Here is a 20,538-nt window from a genome sequence, read left to right as displayed (position 1 = left end):
CGAGGGACTAGGCTGAGACGGATGAGCACGCAGAACTCCGGACCGGACGTGCCGGTCCGCGCGGTGGATCGCATCCTCGCCTTCACCGCGCTCACCCTGGCCGCCCTGTCGGTCATCTGCTTCTTCGCGATCATCATCGCCACGGCGGTGGGAATGCAGCACGAGGACTTCGGCACCGGCGTCTGGCCGGTCGTCGCGGCCGTCCCCCAATGGGGCCTTCCGATCGCGTTCGTGCTGATCATCACGCTGCTGATCATGAGCTTCGTGCGGAAGGGACGCGCGACCAAGCGCTCCTGACATGAGCACGCACGCCCGCCCGCTCGCCGTGTGGCTGGCCGCTGCAGACGATGAGGACCTGGAGCGGCTGTTCACCGCGCGCGGGGTGCGTGCGGATGCGGCGTGGCAGGACTTCTTCGACGCCGCGGAGGCGCTGCTCGATCCCGGATCGGTCGACCGCGCCGTCACCGCGCTCCCCCGTGAGGACGCCGCGGCGCTCGCTCGAGCCGCCTCCGGAGCGGATGCCGGGGAGAGCCGCGAACGCCTGATCGCCCTGGCACTGATCGCCGCCGACGGCCGCCCGTACGCGCCCGTCGCGGACTCCGTGTCGGGGCGCCCCGTCGTCCGGGCGTCGGCCGACATCGAACCGGAAGCCGCGTCCGACGGCGCATCGGCGCGCGCCGCCGAGCACGCGTTCACCACGTCGGGTCGCGTCGCCGACATCCTCCTCGCCGCACGCGAGTCTCCGCTCGCCCTGCTCGCGACGGGTGCTCTCGCATCCGGCGAGAAGAAGCGGCTGGCGGAGTCCGGCATCGATCCGGACGACGCCGACGAGCTGCGCGCTCTGGCCGAGGATGCCGGACTGCTGCGGACGCAGGAACGCCGCGTGGTGCCGACGGCCGATGCACGGGAATGGCTGGACCTCGGCTTCGCCGAGCGCTGGGAGCGCCTCGCGACCGCGTTCCGCGCCTCGCTGCCCACCGGGCTGCGAGACCGGGCCGGCTGGATCCCGCCGGCGTCGTGGTCCTCGGCCTACCCGTGGGATCCGGCCTGGCCGGAACGACACGAACGGCTCCAGCGCCGCGCGCGGCTGCTCGGCCTCCTCGCCGACGACGACACCGAGCCGGAGTGGTCCGCCCGCCTGCGACGAGGAGGGGATGCCGACGCCGACGCTCTGCGTGGGCGCGTCCCCGCGGAGGTGGATCGGGTCTTCCTCCAGAACGATCTGACCGCGATCGCCCCCGGCCCGCTGCAGCCCGCGCTCGAGGTGCGACTGCGCGGCATGGTGGAGCGGGACTCGGCGCAGTCGTCCTCGTACCGCTTCACAGCGGATTCCCTCACGCGCGCGCTCGTGGAGGGAGAGACCGAGTCCTCGATCGTCGAATTCCTCACCGGCCTGTCGCTGACCGGCCTGCCGCAGCCGCTGGCTTACCTCGTCACCCAGACGGCCGCGCGGCACGGGCTCGTGCGCGTCTGGTCCTCGGACGAGGGGACCATCGTGACGAGCAGCGACCCCCACCTGATCGAGGCGATCGGCATCGACCGCGGGCTGCGTCCGCTCGCCCTCGCTCGGGAGGACGGGATGCTCACCTCCCGCGTGCGCGCGGACACCGTGTACTGGTCGCTCGTCGACGCCCGCTATCCCGCGACGCTCGTGGACGCCGACGGACAGGCGGTCTCGATGCGCCGCACCCCGCCCGCGGATGCCTCATCGACCACGGTGGACGCAGCGTCCTATGCGCCGCTCATCGCCCGTCTGCGCGAGCGGCAGGGGCCGGACGCCGACGCCGCGTGGCTGGACCGCGAGCTCGAAGCGGCAGTCCGGCAGCGCGCCGTGGTCGTCGTGGAGGTGGGGATGCCGGACGGTTCGTCGCGCGAGCTGACCCTCGAGGCGAGCGGGCTCGGCGGCGGTCGGCTGCGCGGTCGTGATCGCGCAGCCGATGTCGAACGGACCCTGCCCGTCTCCAGCATCCGATCCGCGCGGATCCTGGACGCGGCTCCGGAGGCCTGAGCGCCCGACGCCCGCCGCGGTCACTCCCGGTAGACTGGTCTGCTATGTCTGATGGCCCCCTGATCGTCCAGAGCGATCGCACCGTCCTGCTCGAGGTCGCGCACGCGGATGCCGAGAGCGCCCGCCACGAGCTGGCCATCTTCGCCGAGCTGGAGCGGGCCCCCGAGCACATCCACACGTATCGCATCACGCGTCTCGGACTGTGGAACGCACGGGCGGCCGGGCACACGGCCGAGGACATGCTCGAGACCCTCGATCGCTGGTCGCGCTTCCCCGTGCCGCCGTCGGTGGCCGTGGACCTCGCCGAGACCGTCAACCGCTACGGCCGCTTGGTCATCGAACGCGACGACGAGGGCACGTTGATCCTGCGCTCCACCGACCCCGCCGTCCTCGCGCAGGTCGCGAACAACAAGCGCATCCAGCCGCTGCTGATCGGGCACCCGTCGCCGGACTCGTACGTCGTCGACGCGTGGGCGCGCGGCCAGATCAAGCAGGAGCTGCTGAAGATCGGCTGGCCCGCCGAGGACCTCGCCGGGTACACCCCCGGCACGCCGCACGAGATCGAGCTCGCCGAGGACGGTTGGACGATCCGGCCCTATCAGCAGGAGGCCGTGGATGCCTTCGCGAAGGACGGCTCCGGCGTCGTGGTGCTCCCCTGCGGTGCGGGCAAGACGATCGTCGGGGCCGGCGCGATGGCCGCGACCAAGACGACGACGCTGATCCTCGTGACGAACACCGTCTCGGCGCGGCAGTGGCGGGATGAGCTGCTCAAGAGGACCTCGCTCACTCCCGAGGAGATCGGCGAGTACTCCGGGCAGGCCAAGGAGGTCAAGCCCGTCACGATCGCGACGTACCAGATCCTCACGGCGAAGCGGAAGGGGCAGTACGCCCACCTGGCGCTGCTCGATGCCCTGGACTGGGGTCTCATCGTGTACGACGAGGTGCATCTGCTCCCCGCTCCGGTCTTCAAGCTCACGGCCGACCTGCAGGCGCGTCGCCGCATCGGTCTGACCGCCACGCTCGTGCGCGAGGACGGCCGCGAAGGCGACGTCTTCAGCCTGATCGGCCCCAAGCGCTTCGACGCGCCGTGGAAGCAGATCGAGGCGCAGGGCTTCATCTCCCCCGCCGCCTGCTACGAGGTGCGCGTCGACCTGCCACCCGGCGACCGGCTGGAGTACGCCGCGGCCACGGATGACGACCGCTACCGCCTCGCCGCCTCGGCGCCCGCCAAGATCGACGCCGTGCGCGAGCTGATCGCCAAGCACCCGGGCGAGCGGGTCCTCGTGATCGGCCAGTACCTCGACCAGCTCGACACGCTGTCCGAGGCGCTGAACGCCCCGCAGATCACCGGCGCGACGCCCGTGGACGAGCGGGAGGAGCTGTACCGGCAGTTCCGCGAGGGCGAGATCTCGCTGCTGGTGGTCTCGAAGGTCGCGAACTTCTCGATCGACCTCCCCGAGGCATCCGTCGCCATCCAGGTGTCCGGATCCTTCGGATCCCGACAGGAGGAGGCGCAGCGCCTGGGGCGCCTGCTGCGGCCGAAGCAGTCCGGCCACACCGCCAGCTTCTACACGCTCATCGCACGGGACACCGTGGACCAGGACTACGCGCAGAACCGCCAGCGCTTCCTCGCCGAACAGGGGTACAGCTACACGATCCTCGACGCCGACGAGCTCACCGCGGCGTGAGGGCGTGATGCGCCATTCCGGCGAATGATCAGCCACGGCATGGCCGGAGTCACCATAATGGGGGCATGACTGATGCGCGCATCCTGGTCGTCGACGACGAGCCGAACATCCGCGACCTGCTCTCCACGGGTCTGAGCTTCGCCGGATTCCAGGTGAAGACCGTCGGGAACGGAGCGGCCACCATCTCGGCGGTCCTCGAGGAGGAGCCCGACCTCATCATCCTCGACGTCATGCTGCCGGACATGAACGGCTTCAGCGTCACCAAGCGCCTCCGCGGTGCCGGGTTCACGGCGCCGATCCTCTTCCTCACCGCCAAGGACGACACGCAGGACAAGATCGAGGGTCTCAACGCGGGCGGCGACGACTACGTCACCAAGCCCTTCGCCCTCGACGAGATCGTCGCGCGCGCCCAGGCGATCCTGCGCCGCACGATGCAGGCCGACGAGGAGTCGATCATCCGCGCCGGCGAGCTGTCGATGGACCAGGACACGCACGACGTCTACGTCGGCAAGGTCCCGATCGAGCTGAGCCCGACCGAGTTCAAGCTGCTGCGCTACCTCATGCTCAACCCGAACCGCGTGCTGTCCAAGGCGCAGATCCTGGATCACGTCTGGGAGTACGACTTCAACGGGGACGCCGGGATCGTGGAGAGCTACATCTCGTACCTCCGCCGCAAGATCGACCCGCACACCGAGGAGTCGCTCATCCAGACCAAGCGCGGTTTCGGTTACATGCTGAAGGTCGGCGGCAAGTCCGCCTGACCGGCAGCCGCCGCACGCCGTTCACGGGAGGGACCGCATGGCGCACAAGCCCGACGCGGTCACCAGCGGGTGGCGGCGGATCAGCCTGCGGGCGAAGGTCACCGGCGTCACCGTCGCCGTGCTCGCGCTCGGCCTCGTGGTCGCGGGCATCGGCACCGTGCCGATCATGCGCCAGGCGCTGATCGGCAACATCAACTCGCAGCTGCCGTCACTGGCCAGCACCGACATGGCCGATCGCTTCTTCGACGTCGGCTCGGACGGGGACGGCGGACTGGTCCTGACCGAACGGGAGGATGCGGTCCGCAGCGAGGCGTTCGTCGCCTTCTACGACTCCGCAGGCACCTTCGTCGCGCAGGCCGGCGGGGCCCAGGATGCCGTGTCCCCCGACTTCCCCGACACGTACACGCTCGCGCAGGCGAAGGCCGATGAGGACAGGACGCCGCTGGAGCTGACCAGCGCCGACGGCACCGCCCACTTCAACGGAGCGGTCAGCACGAAGCAGGGGCCGGAGGGCATCGTCTATGTGCAGTACGTGGCGATGCCTCTGGAGGAGGTCGATCGGATCGTCGGCGTCTACTTCGGCGTCTACACGACGGTCGCGCTGTTCACCATCCTCATCGCGGCGCTGCTGACGCGGGGCCTGGTGACCCTGACGTTCCGTCGCCTCGGGCATGTCGAGACGACGGCCATGTCGATCGCGTCCGGCGACTTCAGCCAGCGCATGACCGACCTCGAACCGACCACCGAGGTCGGGCGACTGAACTTCGCGATCAACACCATGCTCGACCGTCTGGACCGATCGATCGCCGAGCGGGACCGGACCGTGCAGCACATGCGGCGCTTCATCGGCGATGCCAGCCATGAGCTGCGCACGCCGCTGGTGAGCGTGCGCGGCTACGCCGAGCTGTACCGGATGGGAGCCATCCGCGGTGAGGAGGACACGGCTCGCGCGATGGAGCGCATCGAGAAGGAGGCGACCCGGATGGGCGTGCTCGTCGAGGACCTCCTCGCCCTCGCGCGGCTGGACGAGAAGCGCGAGCTGGAGATCGTCCCCCTGGACCTGCGTCCGATCGCTCGGGATGCCGCTCTCGACGTCCGGGCGGCGGCCCCCGGTCGCACCGTGACGGTCATCGACACCACCGCACGCCGGCCTCCGCCGCGGGAGCCCTCGACGTCGACCGTCCCGGTGGAGCAGCAGCGTCCGGCGCCGACTCCGCGCGGTCGAGCCGGGGCGACGCTGGCGCGCCTGCGCCGCCGACCCCGCACGCCGTCGGCCGAGCCGGTCCCGGAGATCGACTTCAGCGAGGTGGTCGACACCCCGGTGAGCACGCCCCCCATCGTGCTGGGCGAGGAGAACAAGGTGCGCCAGGTCGTGGCGAACCTGCTCGGGAACGCGCGGCGCTTCTCGAACGAGGACTCGCCGATCGAGATCATCGTCGGCGCCGATCGCGTGGCGGGTGTCGGCACGATCGCGATCGCCGACCATGGGGAGGGCGTGCCGGAGCAGATCCGGGAGCAGATCTTCCAGCGCTTCTGGCGTGCCGACACGTCCCGCGCGCGCGAGACGGGCGGATCCGGTCTGGGCCTGGCGATCGTCGCCTCCATCGTGGAGGCGCTGCAGGGCTCGGTCGCGGTCTCGGAGACTCCGGGAGGCGGGGCGACGTTCACCGTGACCCTGCCGCTCGCCCCGGCACGCGCCATCCCCGAGCATCTGCTCCAGGACACGCAGCCGATCGAGCGGCTCGACATCTGACGTACTCGCCCTGCACAGCGGGGCCGGCAGCGCAGGCTGTCCACGGATGCCGCAGAAGCCGGGCTCCGGACCGAGCGCCCGTGGCCGCCGCCGACCTACTGTGGAGCTCCCCCGGCAGCAACGCAGGGGCGACGAGAGGAGTCTCCATGTCCGTCTTCAGCGTCGACACCGACGCCGTCAACACCGCGACCGCGGCCGCCAGGGGAACGGTCGAGCGGCTGCAGGCCGAATCCACCGCGCTGGCCGCCCAGCTGACGCAGTTGCAGTCCTCCTGGACCGGCAACGCGTCCGCGGCGTTCCAGGCATGCGGGGAGCAATGGCGGGCGGCTCAGCTGCACGTCGAGCAGGTGCTGTCGTCCATCAGCACCGCGCTCGGCACCGCGGCCGCGCAGTACGCGGATGCCGACCAGTACTCGGCCAGCCTGTTCCGCTGACCCCCGCGCGGAACGCAGAAACGCCCTGGCCGGAGCCAGGGCGTTTCTGTGCGTGGATGGGGTCAGAAGTCCATGCCACCCGTCGGGTCGGCGGCCGGAGCCGCGGCCTTCTCGGGCTTGTCGGCGACGACGGCCTCGGTCGTGAGGAACAGACCGGCGATCGACGCGGCGTTCTGCAGAGCCGATCGGGTCACCTTGGCCGGGTCGATGATGCCAGCGCCGAACATCTCGACGTACTCGCCGCTGGCGGCGTTCAGGCCCTGCCCGGTCGGGAGCTCGGCGACCTTGGCCGCCACGACGCCCGGCTCGAGGCCGGCGTTGAGGGCGATCTGCTTCAGCGGAGCCGAGATCGCGACGCGGACGATGTTCGCGCCGGTCGCCTCGTCGCCCTCGAGCGTGAGAGCGTCGAGCGCCTTGGTGCCCGCCTGGATGAGCGCGACGCCACCGCCGGGGACGATGCCCTCCTCGACGGCCGCCTTCGCGTTGCGGACGGCGTCCTCGATGCGGTGCTTGCGCTCCTTGAGCTCGACCTCGGTGGCCGCGCCCGCCTTGATGACGGCGACGCCGCCGGCGAGCTTGGCGAGGCGCTCCTGCAGCTTCTCGCGGTCGTAGTCGCTGTCGGTGTTCTCGATCTCGCGACGGATCTGGGTCACGCGGCCCTCGATCTGGTCGTGGTCACCGGCACCCTCGACGATCGTGGTCTCGTCCTTGGTGATGATGACCTTGCGCGCACGGCCGAGCAGGTCGAGGGTGGTGTTCTCGAGCTTGAGACCGACCTCCTCGGTGATGACCTGTCCGCCCGTGAGGATCGCGATGTCCTGCAGCTGAGCCTTGCGGCGGTCGCCGAAGCCGGGAGCCTTGACGGCCGCCGACTTGAAGATGCCGCGGATCTTGTTCAGCACGAGAGTCGCGAGAGCCTCGCCCTCGACGTCCTCGGCGATGATGACGAGCTCCTTGCCGTCCTGGATCACCTTGTCGACGACGGGGAGAAGATCCTTGATGTTCGAGATCTTCGAGTTCGCGATGAGGATGTAGGGCTCCTCGAACACGGCCTCCTGGCGGTCGGCGTCCGTGACGAAGTAGGGGTTGATGTAGCCCTTGTCGAAGCGCATGCCCTCGGTGAGCTCGAGCTCGGTGCCGAAGGTCTGCGACTCCTCGACGGTGACGACGCCCTCCTTGCCGACCTTGTCGATCGCCTCGGCGATCAGCTCGCCGATCGAGGCGTCGGCGGCGGAGATGGACGCGGTCGCGGCGATCTCCTCCTTGGACTCGATCTCCTTGGCGCTGGAGAGCAGCTCCTCGGTGATGGCGGCGACGGCCTTCTCGATGCCCTTCTTGAGCGAGATCGGGTCGGCGCCGGCCGCGACGTTGCGCAGGCCCTCGCGGACCAGTGCCTGGGCGAGGACGGTCGCGGTGGTGGTTCCGTCACCGGCGACGTCATCGGTCTTCTTGGCGACCTCCTTGACGAGCTCCGCGCCGATCTTCTCGTACGGGTCGTCCAGCTCGATCTCCTTGGCGATCGACACACCGTCGTTCGTGATCGTGGGGGCGCCCCACTTCTTCTCGAGCACGACGTTGCGACCGCGCGGGCCGAGGGTCACCTTGACAGCGTCGGCGAGGATGTTCAGGCCGCGCTCGAGACCACGACGGGCCTCCTCATCGAAAGCGATGATCTTTGCCATGAGTTTTGTCGTCCCTCCTGGACGTATACGTTCGGTTTAGCACTCAGAGTGATCGAGTGCTAACGCCCATTCTGGCACTCGACCCCATCGAGTGCAAGCCGCGCCCGCGCAGGAGGAAACAGCCGCGGACGCTACTCCTCGGGCGTCTGTTCGGCGGACCCCGCTGCCGTGCGGTCGAGCCCGATCGCGACCGCCAGCTGCTTCTGCCCGGTGTCGTTCATGCCGGCGTAGGCGTCGCTCTGCTCGACGGCCGCTCCTCCGATGAGTCCGGCCAGTCCGATCGCCGCCTGCTCGTCGGCGTCCTCGACGTAGTACACGGTGGTCTCGGGGAAGTCGTCCGAGCTGCCGTCGACGGCGAAGACCAGATCCGCGGCGAAACCGGCGTTGACGAGATCATCCCGCATCTGCTCGTCCAGCCCGTCCTCGGGCGTGGCGTTCAGGATCATCACGGAGTACGACGTGTCCACGATCCCGGTCTCCTCCGGCATCGGCGTCACGGACTCCTGCGGAGCGGGGAAAAGGGTGATGCGCCCCATGATCATCAGCGACGCGAAGATGCCGACCACGAGAAGGACGAGCGCGGCCACGACGGCCCACAGCAGGACCATCCAGCCGTTGCTGCCGGGGTTCTCGGCGCGGTGCGCGCCGACGCGTCCGGACGTGCGGGGAACATCGTCGAAACGATCACGAACGGGCTTTGACACCCCTCGATGCTAGGGCATGCGTCTCGGCATCCCTGTCTCGGACGTTCAGGTTGCGGCGTGTGCGCCTTGTCAGCCGACGAAACCCTGCATCCGGGCGGTGCGCTGCGCGCCGCGCGCATCGCGGATCCGTCGCAGCCGCCGGATGAGGAGCGGGTCGTGCTGCAGCGCCTGTTCGGTGTCGATGAGCCGCCACAGCAGCTGGTAATAGCGCGCCGGGCTCATCCCCAGCTGGGTGCGGATCGCCTCTTCCTTCGACCCGCTGTGGCGCGGCCAGGAGACCTCCAGGGCGAGGATCGCGCGATCGCGGTCCGTCAGGTCTCCGAGCATGCTCGAAGCCTACGCCGCACGTCGCGGCATCCCCGGAAGCCACTCCCGGCGCGCTCCAGCTCGTGATCCCGCAAGCCGCCGGGGACGCGAGAGAACTCCCAGGCAGCGATCGCCCGAGCTGCCCGGAACGCGAGAGAATGGAGAGCGACTCAGGAGGTCTCATGTCCTACAGCGTGAACAAGTCCGATGCCGAGTGGCGTGCCGAGCTCGGCGACGACCAGTACGCCGTGCTCCGCCAGGCCGCGACCGAGCGGGCCTGGACCGGCGAGCTGCTCGACGAGAAGCGCGCCGGGCTCTACACCTGCGGCGCCTGCGGGGCGGAGCTGTTCCAGAGCGGAACGAAGTTCGACTCCGGGTGCGGCTGGCCCAGCTTCTACGAATCGATCCGCCCCGAGGCGGTCGAGCTCATCGAGGACACCAGCCTCGGAATGGTCCGCACCGAGGTGCGCTGCGCGAACTGCGGCTCGCACCTCGGGCACGTGTTCCCCGACGGATTCGGCACGCCGACGGGCGACCGTTACTGCATGAACTCGCTGGCGCTCACCTTCACCCCCGAGGAACCATCGGCGTGAGCGCCCTCGACGCCGTCCGTGCGCGTCAGTCCTGGTCGAAGGTCACCGAGGACGCGCCCAGCCGCGAGGAGCTCCTGCCGCTCGTGGCCGCGGCGGGCCGCGTCGCCGATCACTCCTCTCTGCGTCCGTGGCGGCTGATCGAGCTGCGCGGCGCCGACCGCGAGGTGCTCGGGAAGGCGATCGCGAAGGCGCAGGGCGACAAGCATCCCTCCTCGAAGCCGCTGCGCGCCTCGCTGCTGATCGCCGTCGTCGTCAGCCACCGCAAGAGCGACAAGGTGCCGGGCTGGGAACAGGAGGCCGTGGCCTCGGGCGTCGCGCACACGCTCAGCCTTCTGCTCGACGAGGCAGGATGGGGTGTCATCTGGCGCACCGGCCATTACACGCGGTCGAAGGCGGTCGCGAAGGCCCATGGTCTGAAGAAGAACGAGGAGCTGCTGGGCTGGCTGTACGTCGGCGGAAAGCCCGCGAAGAAGCCGGGGCGCCGCAAGCCCGTCGACGCCCGGGCGCTGCTCACCCGGATGCCGCACAAGAACTAGCGACTCCGCGACCCCAGGACGGGGTCAGCGTCGGCGCGGACGGATGAGCGCGACCAGCACGCCGGTCACCGCCACCGTCACCATCGCGATGATCTGCCAGATCGCGGGCGCCGAGTCCGCCGGCCAGATCGCATCGATGAGCACGGCCGTCACGAGCTGCCCGAGCACGGAGCCGAGGCCGAGCAGCAGCACCCCCGTCTGAGCCACGAGGAAGGCGCCGAGGAAGATGTAGACCACCCCGAGCGCGCCACCCAGATAGAGCCAGGGCTCCGCGGGCAGAGGCTCCGGAGGGCCCTGCACGAGGACGCTGATCCCGGCGGCGACGGCGAGGACGATCGTCCCCGCGATGAAGCTCGTCATGGTCGCGATCATGGGTGAGCCGACGCGCTGTGCGAGCCGCCCGTTCGTCGCCTGCTGCCACGCGATGCCGACTCCGGCGGCGAACGGCAGGATCAGCATCCACAGCGGCGCGTCCTCGAGCACGTCGCCGCCGAGGGAGATGCCGACGGCGACGAGCGCGAGCGCTCCCCCGGCGACGCGTCCCATCGTGACGGCCACGACTCCCGCCGGCCCGAAGCCGATCCGGTCGAGGATCAGCCCGTGCACCGTCTGCCCTGCGACGACGCCGACCGTGAACAGCGAGACCCCCAGCACGGCCGCCGTGAGACCCTGCGTGGTCACGGTGAGAGCGCCGCAGGCGCCGCCGAGCAGCATCCAGGGCGGGATGTCGCGGCTGCGGACATTGCGCCAGAGCCGCCGCATTCCGGAGCGACCGGACGGTAGCACCAGGACGATCACGGCGAGCAGGACCGTCCCGGAGAGGAACGAGACGAGGCCCGCGAGGATGCCGTCGTCGAGCCGGACGCCGAGCACGCCGTTGATCCGGGCCTGGACGGCCGTCATCGCCCCGATCGAGACGGCGCCGCCGACGGCCGCGAAGGCGGGCAGTCGACGGGTATCCGGCACTCCTGCCACGCTACCCGAACCCGACCGCGGCGGATGTCGGTGATCGGGGCTACCCTGGCGGCATGTGCGCGAGCTATGGACTCGATCCCCGATTCACCGACGCCGAGCTGCTGGCGGAGGCGGACGCCGACATCCTCGACGGCCTCCGCGAGTGGGCGGAGCGCAACGCCGGGGAGACGCTGCGTCCGACGGGGAAGAACCTGCGCAATCTCAACCCGGTCGTCGTTCCCCAGGACGGCGAAGCGGTGCTGGAACCCGCGTGGTGGGGCTTCCTCGTGAACGGCGAACCCGCGAAGTTCCCCTCGATCAACACCCGGTCCGAACGGCTGCAGGATCAGCCGGGCAAGGCTCGCTCCCGCGCGATCGTGCCGGCCACCGGCTGGTTCGAACTGCAGAAGCCCGACCGCGTGTGGCACGAGTTCGGCCTCGACGAGGGGGCGCTGTTCGGCATGGCCGCCGTGACGCAGCGCGGCCGCACAGCCGACGGCGCCTGGTTCACCTGCTACTCGATCGTGATGCGCCCCGCGCCCGATCATCTGGCCGGGATCCATGACCGGATGCCAGTGCTCATCCCGACCGACTACGCCCGCGAGTGGCTTCTGGGAGAGGGCGGGCGCGAGGTGATCGACGACGCGCTGGCGGCCGCGGCGTCCCTCGACGAGCGGGTCACAGCCACTCCACGGGAGAACGACAAGGGCTCGGCGGAGAAGCTGTTCTGATGGACGACGAAGCCCTGCTGCGCATCGCGACGGCGCGCGCCGATGAGCTCCCCGGCGCAGGCCTCGAGCATCCGTTCGGGCCGGAGTGGGACGTCTTCAAGGTGCGCGGCAAGGTGTTCATGCTGCAGACGCACTACGCGGGGCGTGCGATGGTGACGCTGAAGTCGCACCCCGAGGATGCCGCGGCGCTGTGCGAGACCTTCGCGGACATCACGCCCGGCTATCACATGAACAAGAAGCATTGGATCTCCGTGAGCCCGGGCCCCTCACTGGAACCCGGGCTGGTCACGGAACTGGTCACCGAGTCGTACCGGCTGGTGGTCGAGAAGCTGCCGCGGGCGCAGCGGCCGGTCGACCCGCACGTGTTCGGTGTGGGTTCACCTCACCAGGCGTAGGCCTCGGGTGCCTGGCCGCCGGGTCCGGGGAAGATCTCGTCCAGCTCGCGGAGGTCCTCCGCGGTGAGTTCGATGTCCAGCGCCTCGACGGCGGATTCCAGCTGGGCGACGGTGCGCGGCCCGATGATCGGCCCGGTGACGCCGGGCTGGTGCAGGAGCCAGGCGAGGCCGAGCGCGGCCGGCTTCCAGCCGTGCTCGCGGGCGAAGCGCTCGTAGGACTCAACGGCCTCCTTATGCTTGGCCCGGGTCTCCGCCGCGCGACCGGTGTTGGACCGGGCGTTCGCGTCGGAGGAGCCTCCGCTGAGCAGTCCTCCGCTGAGCGGCGACCAGGGCAGGATGCCGAGGCCGTAGTTCAGCGCCGCGGGGATGACCTCGAGTTCGATCGTTCGGTGCGCGAGGTTGTAGAGCGACTGCTCGCTCACCAGGCCCAGGAAGTGACGCTGCTTCGCGATCTCGTTCGCCTGGGCGATGTTCCACGCCGCGAAGTTGGAGCTGCCGGTGTAGACGACCTCTCCGCGGGAGACGAGGATCTCCATCGCCTGCCACATCTCCTCCCACGGGATGTGCCGGTCGATGTGGTGGAACTGGTAGAGGTCGATCCGGTCGGTCTGCAGGCGACGCAGCGAGCCGATCGCCTCGCGCCGCACCTGCCAGGCCGACGCGCCCCGCGCGTTGACGACGTCGCCGTCCTCGGTCGGAGCCACCATCGGGGAGTGCACCTTCGTCGCGAGCACGATGTCGTCGCGGACCCCGGGGCGGGCCGCGAACCAGCGTCCGACGATCTCCTCGGTGGCGCCGCGACCCGCCGCGCCGCCGTAGGCGTTCGCCGTGTCGAAGAAGTTCACCCCCAGCTCGAGGGCGCGGTCCATGATCGCGAAGGACTCCTCCTCCGAGGTGCGATCGCCGAAGTTCATGGTCCCGAGAACGATGCGCGAGACCTGCGTGCCGGTGCGTCCGAGATGCGTGTAGTCCATGGGGTTCATCCTGGCACGCGCATCAGCCGGCGTCGTCGGATCAGGAAGGCGTCGTCGGATCAGGAGAGCACGGAGCCGACTGCGGGACTCGAACCCGCGACCGCCTGTTTACAAGACAGGTGCTCTACCAGCTGAGCTAAGTCGGCGAGCGGCGCCACGGCACCGCATGACAGAGTCTATGGCACGGCGCTCCGCGCCCTGCCCGACGGGATGTCAGCCTCTCAGGCCGCCCGTCACTCGGCGGGGGTCTGCGTCGGAGTCGGGGTCTCGGCCGCCTCGTAGTAGGCGTCGCTCGCGACCGTGAGGACGAACTGCGAGAACTCGGCCGGATCCTCGAGGGAACCCACGTAGGCCTGGCCGTTGACGACCACCATGGGCGCCGCGCTCAGTGCGAGATCGTCTGAACCGGGCAGCGGCCCCTCGAGGGCGCGAGCCGTGGCATCCTTCGCCCAGGAGACGAAGTCCTGGCCCTCGATGCAGGAGCGCACCGTCTTCGCGTCGTCGACGCCGACGGCGCCGGCGAGATCGGCGAGCTCCACGTCGGAGCGGCCGTCGCTGTCGACCTCGGGCTGCTCGACGAGCAGCTCGTGGTTGAACGCGTAGAACTGCGTCGGCGAGTACTCCGCCACGCAGGCCGCTGCGGCAGCAGCACGCAGCGAGTACTTGGTGCCGTTCGAGTTCGCCGTCAGGAGCGACACCGGGTGGTACGTGACCGTCGCCGCGCCCTCCGTGATCCAGCCCGTCAGCTGCAGCGCGTTGGCGCGCTCGAAGTCACCGGCGCCCGGCGACAGGTAGTCGACGTAGATGTGGATGTCGACCGTCCCAGGGGTCTCGGTCGGCTCCGGGGTCGGCGTCGCCGCTTCCCCGGCCTCGGTCGGCTCGGCCGTCGGCGTCGCGGGGATCTCGGATCCGGCGACGGTCGCGCCGGTGATCTCCTGCACGACGATGCCGTCATCGGCGAGCCCGGCGGGGTTGAGCGTCGGCTCGGAGACCGACGAGTTCACGGCCATCGTCACCGCGGTGCCGACGGCGCCGATCGCGACGACCGCGACCAGGCCGATGATGATCCGCCGCACGATGCGCGCGCGGGACTGCTTGGCGTTGACCTGCTGAGCCTTCTCCCGGACCGCCTCGCGGGAATTGCGGGTGGCGGGGACGTTCGGCGTTTCGTCGCTCGACATCGTTCCTCTTGAAAATCTGCGCGGGGACGGGTTCCCCGGATGGCCGCTGAAGAAGCAGCACTGACATCGATGTTAACGAGGCAGGCTGGGAAATACCCAGATGTGGGAACTCATGCCATACTGAACTCGGCCCAACGGTGGGCCACGGTGGGTGCTACCCGCCGCTTCCATCACTACGGATCGTCCGGCACGTACCTGCCGGTGAAGGAGAAATGCCATGGCATCTGTCACGTTCGATGACGCCACCCGCCTGTACCCCGGCGGAACCCGTCCCGCTGTCGACAAGCTCAACCTCGAAGTGGGAGACGGCGAGTTCCTCGTCCTGGTCGGCCCCTCCGGTTGCGGTAAGTCCACCTCGCTGCGCATGCTCGCCGGCCTCGAAGAGGTCAACGCCGGCCGCATCCTCATCGGCGACCGCGACGTCACCGACGTCCCGCCGAAGGACCGTGACATCGCGATGGTCTTCCAGAACTACGCCCTGTACCCGCACATGACCGTCGCCGAGAACATGGGCTTCGCGCTCAAGATCGCGGGCGTCGGCAAGGAGGAGCGCGCTGCTCGCGTTCTCGAGGCCGCCAAGCTCCTCGACCTCGAGCAGTACCTGACCCGCAAGCCGAAGGCCCTCTCGGGTGGTCAGCGTCAGCGTGTCGCCATGGGTCGCGCCATCGTCCGCCAGCCGCAGGTGTTCCTCATGGACGAGCCGCTGTCGAACCTCGACGCCAAGCTCCGCGTGCAGACCCGTACGCAGATCGCGTCGCTGCAGCGCCGCCTGGGCGTCACCACCGTCTACGTCACGCACGACCAGACCGAGGCCCTGACCATGGGTGACCGCATCGCGGTCCTCAAGGACGGCATCCTCCAGCAGGTCGGTTCGCCGCGCGACCTGTACGAGAAGCCGAACAACGTGTTCGTCGCCGGCTTCATCGGCTCCCCCGCCATGAACCTGTTCGCGGCGGACCTCGCCGAGGGCGGCGTCCAGTTCGGCTCCGAGGTCGTCCCGCTCGACCGTGACACGGTCGGCCGTGCCACGGGCAGCCAGGTCACGGTCGGCGTGCGCCCCGAGGACATCACCGTCGGCCCTGCCGACGGCAAGGGCCTCGCGGTGACGGTCGACCTCGTCGAGGAGCTCGGTGCTGACGGCTACCTGTACGGCCACACGGACATCAACGGCAAGCGCACCGACATCGTCGCGCGCGTCGACGGCCGCAGCCACCCGAACGCGGGCGAGACCGTCACGCTGGCCGCCAACCCCGGCCACGTGCACGCCTTCGACCTCGAGTCGGGCGATCGCCTGAACGACAAGCCGGTCGTCTCGGCGGCGTAAGTCCGCCTCACACGCGGCGCGGGCCGACCTTCGGGTCGCCCGCGCCGCGTCGTTTCCGGATCGATCTCGAGGAGCACCATGCAGGACGCCTTGCGCATCACCGCGAGCACCGTGGACCCGGGCCTGCTCGGCCTGCCGTGGTCCGTGCCGCTGGCGAAATGGCCGTCCGAGCACATCGTCTCCCTCCCCAAGGGGCTGTCGCGTCACCTGGTGCGCTTCGCGGATCTCTCCGGACGCGTCGTCGCCGTGAAGGAGACGACGGGTGAGATGGCCAGGCGCGAGTACGAGATGCTCGGCAGCCTCGCGCGGCTCGACGTCCCGTGCGTCTCGCGCGTCGCCGTCATCGACGGGCGGACCGACGCCGCGGGCGCGCCGCTTCCCGCCGTGCTCGTGACCTCGCACCTGCGCTTCTCGATGCCCTACCGAGCCCTGTTCACCCGCGTGCTCCGCCCCGACACGGCGACCCGTCTCGTCGACGCTCTGGCCCTGCTGCTCGTGCGGCTGCACAACGTCGGCTTCTACTGGGGCGACGTGTCGCTGTCGAACACGCTGTTCCGCCGGGATGCCGGGGCGTTCGCCGCCTACCTCGTGGACGCCGAGACGGGAGAGCTGCACGAGGAGGGCCTCACGGACGGACAGCGCGCCTACGACCTCGACCTCGCCCGGACGAACATCGCCGGGGAGATCATGGACCTCGCCGCGGGCGGGCGACTCGAGCACGGGGTGGATGCCGTGGCCATCGCCGACGGCATCGTGTCGTCCTATCGGTCCCTGTGGGCTGCGCTGACCGCCGAGGAGTCGTTCTCGGCCAACGAGACGTGGCGCATCACCGAGCGCGTCGAGCGGCTGAACGCGCTCGGATTCGACATCGACGAGATGTCGATGACGACCACGGCCGACGGCACGCTCGTCGAGATCCAGCCGAAGGTCGTGGACGCCGGTCACCACCAGCGCCGCCTCATCCGCCTCACCGGCCTCGACGTCGAGGAGAACCAGGCGCGCCGCCTGCTGAACGACCTGGACGAGTTCCGCGCCCGCTCGAAGAAGCAGTGGGCCGACGAGGAGATGTACGCGCACGAGTGGCTGACCCGCGTGTTCGAGCCGGTCGTGCGCGCGATCCCCTACGACCTGCGCGCAAAGCTCGAGCCCGCCGAGGTGTTCCACCAGGTCCTCGAGCATCGCTGGTACCTGTCGCAGGCGCAGGGGCGCTCGGTGCCGCTGGCCGAGGTCCTGACGAGCTACATCAACGAGGTGCTGCGCCACCGCCGCGATGAGGCCACCATCATGGGTCCCCCGACCGAGACGATGTCGCTGCCGGTCGTGACGGGCGCAGTCCCGGTCTCCGACGACACCGCGGACATCGACTGGCGCGACCTCGTGTAGTCACCACGTCTGCGAACTGGGCGTGGGGATCAGTACCCGACCGTGAACCGTTCGCGGTGGTGGTGGCCCTGCTCGATCTCGTCCACGACGGCGATCGCGAAGTCAGCGCCCGAGATGTAGGACTTGCCGTCCTCATCCCGCACGAGCACGTCGCCGCCGTCCCGGTAGTGGCCGGTGCGCTCCCCCTCCGCCCACGGCCCGAACACCTCGGCCGGGTGGATGAAGAACCAGTCGAGCCCGGCATCCGAGGACTCCAGCAGTGCGAGCGAGTCGATGCCGACCTGCGCCTCGTGCTTGTACTCCTCGGGGAACCCGGAATCGAACAGCCGGGGACCGCCGGGCGCCACGAGGCTGCCGCCGGCACCGCCGACGACGCCCAGTCGCGTGGGTGTGCCGGCGAGCTTCGAGATGAGGCCCCGCAGAGCGTCCAGGACGCCGTCGGTCATGTCGCCCCGCGGGGAGAGCGCGGAGACCACGGCATCCGCTCCGTCGAAGACGTCGCCCAGGGCGTCGATGTCCAGCACGGAGCCCTGCACGGCGAGCGCGCCGTCCACCGGGTTCTCCGGCTTCGAGCGCGAGACCGAGATCACCTCGTGGCCGCGGCTCACCGCCTCCTGCACGATGTGGCGACCGGCGTAGCCGGTTCCTCCGATGACGACGATGCGCGCCATGCGATCACTCCCCCTGATTGGTGGCGTTCCGGACGGTCGAGACCTGATAGAGCGCGACGGATGCCGCGATCCCGGCGTTCAACGATTCGGTCGCCGCCGAGATCGGGATCGAGACGATCTGGTCGCAGGTCTCGGTGACGAGTCGCGACAGCCCCTTGCCCTCGGAGCCGATCACGAGGACGACAGGGCGGTCGGCGAGTTCCAGGGACGGCAGCGAGACGTCGCCGTCGCCGTCAAGGCCCAGCACGAACACGCCTTGCTTCTTGAACTCCTTGAGCTGCGTGGTGAGGTTCGTCGCCAGCGCCACGGGGACGCGTGCGGCAGCCCCGGCGCTCGTCTTCCAGGCCGCCGAGTTCACCCCGGCGGAACGGCGCTGCGGCAGGATGACGCCGTGTCCGCCGAACGCCGCCGTCGACCGGATGATCGCACCGAGGTTGCGCGGGTCGGTCACGCCGTCCAGAGCGACGAACAGCGGGACCTCGTCCCGGTCGATCACCTGCTCGAGCAGGTCCTGCGGGTGCGCGTACTCGTACGGCGGGACCTTGAGCGCGACCCCCTGGTGCACGCCGTCGAAGCCGGCCATGCGGTCGAGCTCCTGGCGGGTGACCTCGAGGATCGCGATGTCGCGGTTCTTGGCGAGCGCGAGCATCTCCTTGACGCGGTCGTCCATCTCCACGCGCTGCGCGATGTAGAGCGCGGTCGCGGGGATCCGCGTGCGCAGCGCCTCGAGGACGGAGTTGCGTCCGGTCACCGTCTCGGTGTCAGCGGTGTTGTCCTTCGAACGCGCGCTGCGGTTCGGGTTCCCGCCGGTGGTCTGGCGCTTGCCCGCGACCCCCGGACGCCCCTTTCCGCCGGCGGCGGCGTAGCGCTCGGCAGCGGCCTTGCGCTTCCCGGCCACGTGCCAGGAGCGGTCTTCGGCCTTGGGCGTAGGTCCGCGCCCTTCCAGAGCCTTCCGTCCGAGCCCGCCGGTACCCTTGGTGGGGCCCTTCTTCTTGCCCTTGCCCGCTGAGGGGTTGCCTGGCTTAGCCATCGATGCTCCAATGCGTTCCGTCCGGAGTGTCCTCCAGAGTGATACCCGCCGCCGCGATCGCATCGCGGATGCGATCGGCTGCGGCCCAATCCTTGTCGGCGCGTGCTTGCGCGCGCTGGTCGATCATCGTGCGCACGAGCGCGTCGAGCGCATCGCCTTCCGTTCCGCCGTCGCCCCGCCAGCGCGGCGACAGGGGGTTGATCCCCAGCACCTCGGTCATCGCGGTGACCCCTGAGAACGCGGAGCGCACGGCGTCGTCCTCTCCCCGATCGAGAGCCCCGTTGCCGGCGCGCACGGTCTCGTGCAGCACGGCGAGTGCCTGCGGCACCCCGAGGTCGTCGTCCATCGCGGCGAGGAACGCGGGCGGCAGTTGATCCGCAGCCGATGCCGCGGACTGCTCACCTATCGTGCGGACGGCGCGCTCGAGGAAGGTCCGGATGCGCCCCAGCGCCGATTCCGCCTCGGCCCAGGACGACTCGGTCAGATCCAGACTCGACCGGTAGTGCGCTGCGGCGAGCGCATAGCGGACGACGAGCGGATCGTGCGCGCCGAGCACATCGGCTGCGAGCGTGAAGTTGCCGAGCGACTTCGACATCTTCTGGCCGTCCACGGTCACGAGGCCGTTGTGCACCCAGTAACGGGCGAACCCGTCGCCGGCGGCGGTCGACTGGGCGAGCTCGTTCTCGTGGTGCGGGAAGCGCAGGTCGAGGCCGCCGCCGTGGATGTCGAACTCCGCCCCCAGATAGCGCTTGGCCATCGCGGAGCACTCGATGTGCCATCCGGGCCGGCCGCGGCCCCAGGGGGAGCTCCAGCTCGCGTCGACCGGCTCGTCGGGCTTGGCGCCCTTCCAGAGCGCGAAGTCCTGCGGATTGCGCTTGCCTCGGGGGTCGGCGTCCTCCGCGGGCTCCATCGCGTCGACGGACTGGTGCGTGAGCGCGCCGTACTCCGCCCAGGATCGCACGTCGAAGTACACGTCGCCGGATCCGTCCGGGGCCGGATAGGCGTGCCCTCGTTCGATCAGCACCTCGATGAGTTCCTGCATCTGCGGGATCGACCCGGTCGCACGCGGCTCGTAGGTGGGCGGAAGGATGCCGACTCCGGCGTACGCGGCGGCGAACTCCTGCTCCATCCGATAGGCCAGGGCCCACCAGGTCTCGGCATCCGTCGCGTTCGCCAGCACCTTGTCGTCGATGTCGGTGACGTTGCGGACGACCGTCACGCGTCCGTACCGGAACTGCAGCCAGCGCCGCAGCAGGTCGAAGCCCAGCGCCGCCCGGACGTGACCGATGTGCGGTCCGGACTGCACCGTGGGTCCGCACACGTACATCGTGATGCTCTCGGGGTCGAGAGGCACGAAGTCGCGCAGCTGCTGTGCGCGGGTGTCGTAGAGGCGGATCGTCACCGCACCAGCCTACCGGCGCCGTGCTGGA

21 protein-coding genes and 1 tRNA gene are annotated in these 20,538 nt (G+C 69.9%); 12 read left to right on the top strand and 10 right to left on the bottom strand.

The genetic code is table 11. The features are described 5' to 3' along the window. Window positions 1–21 precede the first annotated feature (21 nt). The 6 genes from KYX17_RS00735 to KYX17_RS00710 all read left to right on the top strand — a co-directional run bounded on the left by KYX17_RS00735 (window position 22) and on the right by KYX17_RS00710 (window position 6,644). Window positions 22–297 carry a multidrug ABC transporter ATPase gene (locus tag KYX17_RS00735; protein ID WP_243224640.1) on the top strand — a complete coding sequence of 92 codons (276 nt, stop codon included), beginning with the start codon at window positions 22–24 and terminating at the stop codon, window positions 295–297. Window position 298: 1 nt separating this feature from the next. Beyond that, window positions 299–2,008 (top strand): helicase-associated domain-containing protein, encoded by a 1,710-nt coding sequence (locus tag KYX17_RS00730; RefSeq protein WP_243224639.1) that lies wholly within the window; start codon window positions 299–301, stop codon window positions 2,006–2,008. Between the two features lie 44 nt (window positions 2,009–2,052). Continuing rightward, on the top strand, window positions 2,053–3,696 hold the full coding sequence (locus KYX17_RS00725) for a DNA repair helicase XPB (protein ID WP_243224638.1): 1,644 nt from the start codon (window positions 2,053–2,055) through the stop codon (window positions 3,694–3,696). Window positions 3,697–3,761: 65 nt separating this feature from the next. Beyond that, entirely contained in the window at window positions 3,762–4,457 is a 696-nt protein-coding gene (locus tag KYX17_RS00720) for a response regulator transcription factor (RefSeq protein ID WP_120229555.1), read from the top strand. A gap of 37 nt (window positions 4,458–4,494) precedes the next feature. Beyond that, a complete protein-coding gene (locus tag KYX17_RS00715; RefSeq protein WP_243224637.1) occupies window positions 4,495–6,210 on the top strand; it encodes a HAMP domain-containing sensor histidine kinase in 1,716 nt (571 codons plus the stop codon). A gap of 146 nt (window positions 6,211–6,356) precedes the next feature. After that, window positions 6,357–6,644: a WXG100 family type VII secretion target gene (locus tag KYX17_RS00710; RefSeq protein ID WP_243224636.1), complete on the top strand. Its 288-nt coding sequence runs from the start codon at window positions 6,357–6,359 to the stop codon at window positions 6,642–6,644. Between the two features lie 62 nt (window positions 6,645–6,706). On the opposite strand, the gene groL is transcribed toward KYX17_RS00710, so the two are convergent. From groL to KYX17_RS00695, 3 genes are all read right to left on the bottom strand, one after another. Next, window positions 6,707–8,326 carry a chaperonin GroEL gene (groL, locus tag KYX17_RS00705; protein ID WP_243224635.1) on the bottom strand — a complete coding sequence of 540 codons (1,620 nt, stop codon included), beginning with the start codon at window positions 8,324–8,326 and terminating at the stop codon, window positions 6,707–6,709. Between the two features lie 131 nt (window positions 8,327–8,457). Beyond that, the gene (locus KYX17_RS00700; RefSeq protein ID WP_243224634.1) at window positions 8,458–9,030 is read right to left on the bottom strand and encodes a LytR C-terminal domain-containing protein; all 573 of its coding nucleotides are present in this window, start codon (window positions 9,028–9,030) and stop codon (window positions 8,458–8,460) included. Between the two features lie 69 nt (window positions 9,031–9,099). Continuing rightward, window positions 9,100–9,357, bottom strand: a complete 258-nt coding sequence (locus KYX17_RS00695) for a DUF3263 domain-containing protein (RefSeq protein ID WP_243224633.1) — start codon at window positions 9,355–9,357, stop codon at window positions 9,100–9,102. 161 nt (window positions 9,358–9,518) lie between these two features. Between KYX17_RS00695 and msrB the strand changes: the two genes are divergently transcribed. Both msrB and KYX17_RS00685 read left to right on the top strand, forming a co-directional pair. Further along, window positions 9,519–9,929, top strand: a complete 411-nt coding sequence (gene msrB / locus KYX17_RS00690) for a peptide-methionine (R)-S-oxide reductase MsrB (protein ID WP_243224632.1) — start codon at window positions 9,519–9,521, stop codon at window positions 9,927–9,929. Continuing rightward, on the top strand, window positions 9,926–10,465 hold the full coding sequence (locus KYX17_RS00685) for a nitroreductase family protein (RefSeq protein WP_243224631.1): 540 nt from the start codon (window positions 9,926–9,928) through the stop codon (window positions 10,463–10,465). The genes msrB and KYX17_RS00685 overlap by 4 nt, the downstream gene beginning before the upstream one ends. Before the next feature lie 24 nt (window positions 10,466–10,489). On the opposite strand, the gene KYX17_RS00680 is transcribed toward KYX17_RS00685, so the two are convergent. Continuing rightward, a complete protein-coding gene (locus KYX17_RS00680) occupies window positions 10,490–11,431 on the bottom strand; it encodes a DMT family transporter (RefSeq protein ID WP_243224630.1) in 942 nt (313 codons plus the stop codon). Between the two features lie 62 nt (window positions 11,432–11,493). Between KYX17_RS00680 and KYX17_RS00675 the strand changes: the two genes are divergently transcribed. Beyond that, complete coding sequence (locus KYX17_RS00675; RefSeq protein WP_243224629.1) at window positions 11,494–12,150, top strand: SOS response-associated peptidase family protein; 657 nt, start codon at window positions 11,494–11,496, stop codon at window positions 12,148–12,150. Further along, the gene (locus KYX17_RS00670; protein ID WP_243224628.1) at window positions 12,150–12,545 is read left to right on the top strand and encodes an MmcQ/YjbR family DNA-binding protein; all 396 of its coding nucleotides are present in this window, start codon (window positions 12,150–12,152) and stop codon (window positions 12,543–12,545) included. The genes KYX17_RS00675 and KYX17_RS00670 overlap by 1 nt, the downstream gene beginning before the upstream one ends. Here the strand turns inward: KYX17_RS00670 and KYX17_RS00665 are convergent. From KYX17_RS00665 to KYX17_RS00655, 3 genes are all read right to left on the bottom strand, one after another. Continuing rightward, window positions 12,533–13,519 (bottom strand): aldo/keto reductase, encoded by a 987-nt coding sequence (locus KYX17_RS00665; RefSeq protein ID WP_243224627.1) that lies wholly within the window; start codon window positions 13,517–13,519, stop codon window positions 12,533–12,535. The two genes, KYX17_RS00670 and KYX17_RS00665, sit on opposite strands and share 13 nt — an antisense overlap. Window positions 13,520–13,592: 73 nt before the next feature. Further along, window positions 13,593–13,665: transfer RNA gene (locus KYX17_RS00660), tRNA-Thr, on the bottom strand. A gap of 87 nt (window positions 13,666–13,752) precedes the next feature. Further along, window positions 13,753–14,700: a thioredoxin domain-containing protein gene (locus KYX17_RS00655; protein ID WP_243224626.1), complete on the bottom strand. Its 948-nt coding sequence runs from the start codon at window positions 14,698–14,700 to the stop codon at window positions 13,753–13,755. Between the two features lie 217 nt (window positions 14,701–14,917). Between KYX17_RS00655 and KYX17_RS00650 the strand changes: the two genes are divergently transcribed. Together KYX17_RS00650 and KYX17_RS00645 are read left to right on the top strand one after the other, a co-directional pair. Further along, window positions 14,918–16,024 carry an ABC transporter ATP-binding protein gene (locus KYX17_RS00650; RefSeq protein WP_243224625.1) on the top strand — a complete coding sequence of 369 codons (1,107 nt, stop codon included), beginning with the start codon at window positions 14,918–14,920 and terminating at the stop codon, window positions 16,022–16,024. A gap of 78 nt (window positions 16,025–16,102) precedes the next feature. Next, window positions 16,103–17,407 (top strand): DUF4032 domain-containing protein, encoded by a 1,305-nt coding sequence (locus KYX17_RS00645; RefSeq protein ID WP_243224624.1) that lies wholly within the window; start codon window positions 16,103–16,105, stop codon window positions 17,405–17,407. Window positions 17,408–17,436: 29 nt separating this feature from the next. Here KYX17_RS00645 and KYX17_RS00640 read toward each other — a convergent pair whose 3' ends face one another. The 3 genes from KYX17_RS00640 to cysS are packed head-to-tail and all read right to left on the bottom strand — an operon-like array spanning window position 17,437 to window position 20,510. Further along, on the bottom strand, window positions 17,437–18,078 hold the full coding sequence (locus KYX17_RS00640) for an NAD(P)-dependent oxidoreductase (RefSeq protein ID WP_243224623.1): 642 nt from the start codon (window positions 18,076–18,078) through the stop codon (window positions 17,437–17,439). A gap of 4 nt (window positions 18,079–18,082) precedes the next feature. Then, the gene (rlmB, locus tag KYX17_RS00635) at window positions 18,083–19,108 is read right to left on the bottom strand and encodes a 23S rRNA (guanosine(2251)-2'-O)-methyltransferase RlmB (protein ID WP_243224622.1); all 1,026 of its coding nucleotides are present in this window, start codon (window positions 19,106–19,108) and stop codon (window positions 18,083–18,085) included. Beyond that, on the bottom strand, window positions 19,101–20,510 hold the full coding sequence (gene cysS, locus KYX17_RS00630; protein WP_243224621.1) for a cysteine--tRNA ligase: 1,410 nt from the start codon (window positions 20,508–20,510) through the stop codon (window positions 19,101–19,103). The genes rlmB and cysS overlap by 8 nt, the downstream gene beginning before the upstream one ends. Window positions 20,511–20,538 lie beyond the last annotated feature (28 nt).

The sequence above is a fragment of the Microbacterium sp. CIAB417 genome (genome assembly GCF_022788845.1).
This window is presented reverse-complemented; position numbering and strand designations above follow the sequence as displayed.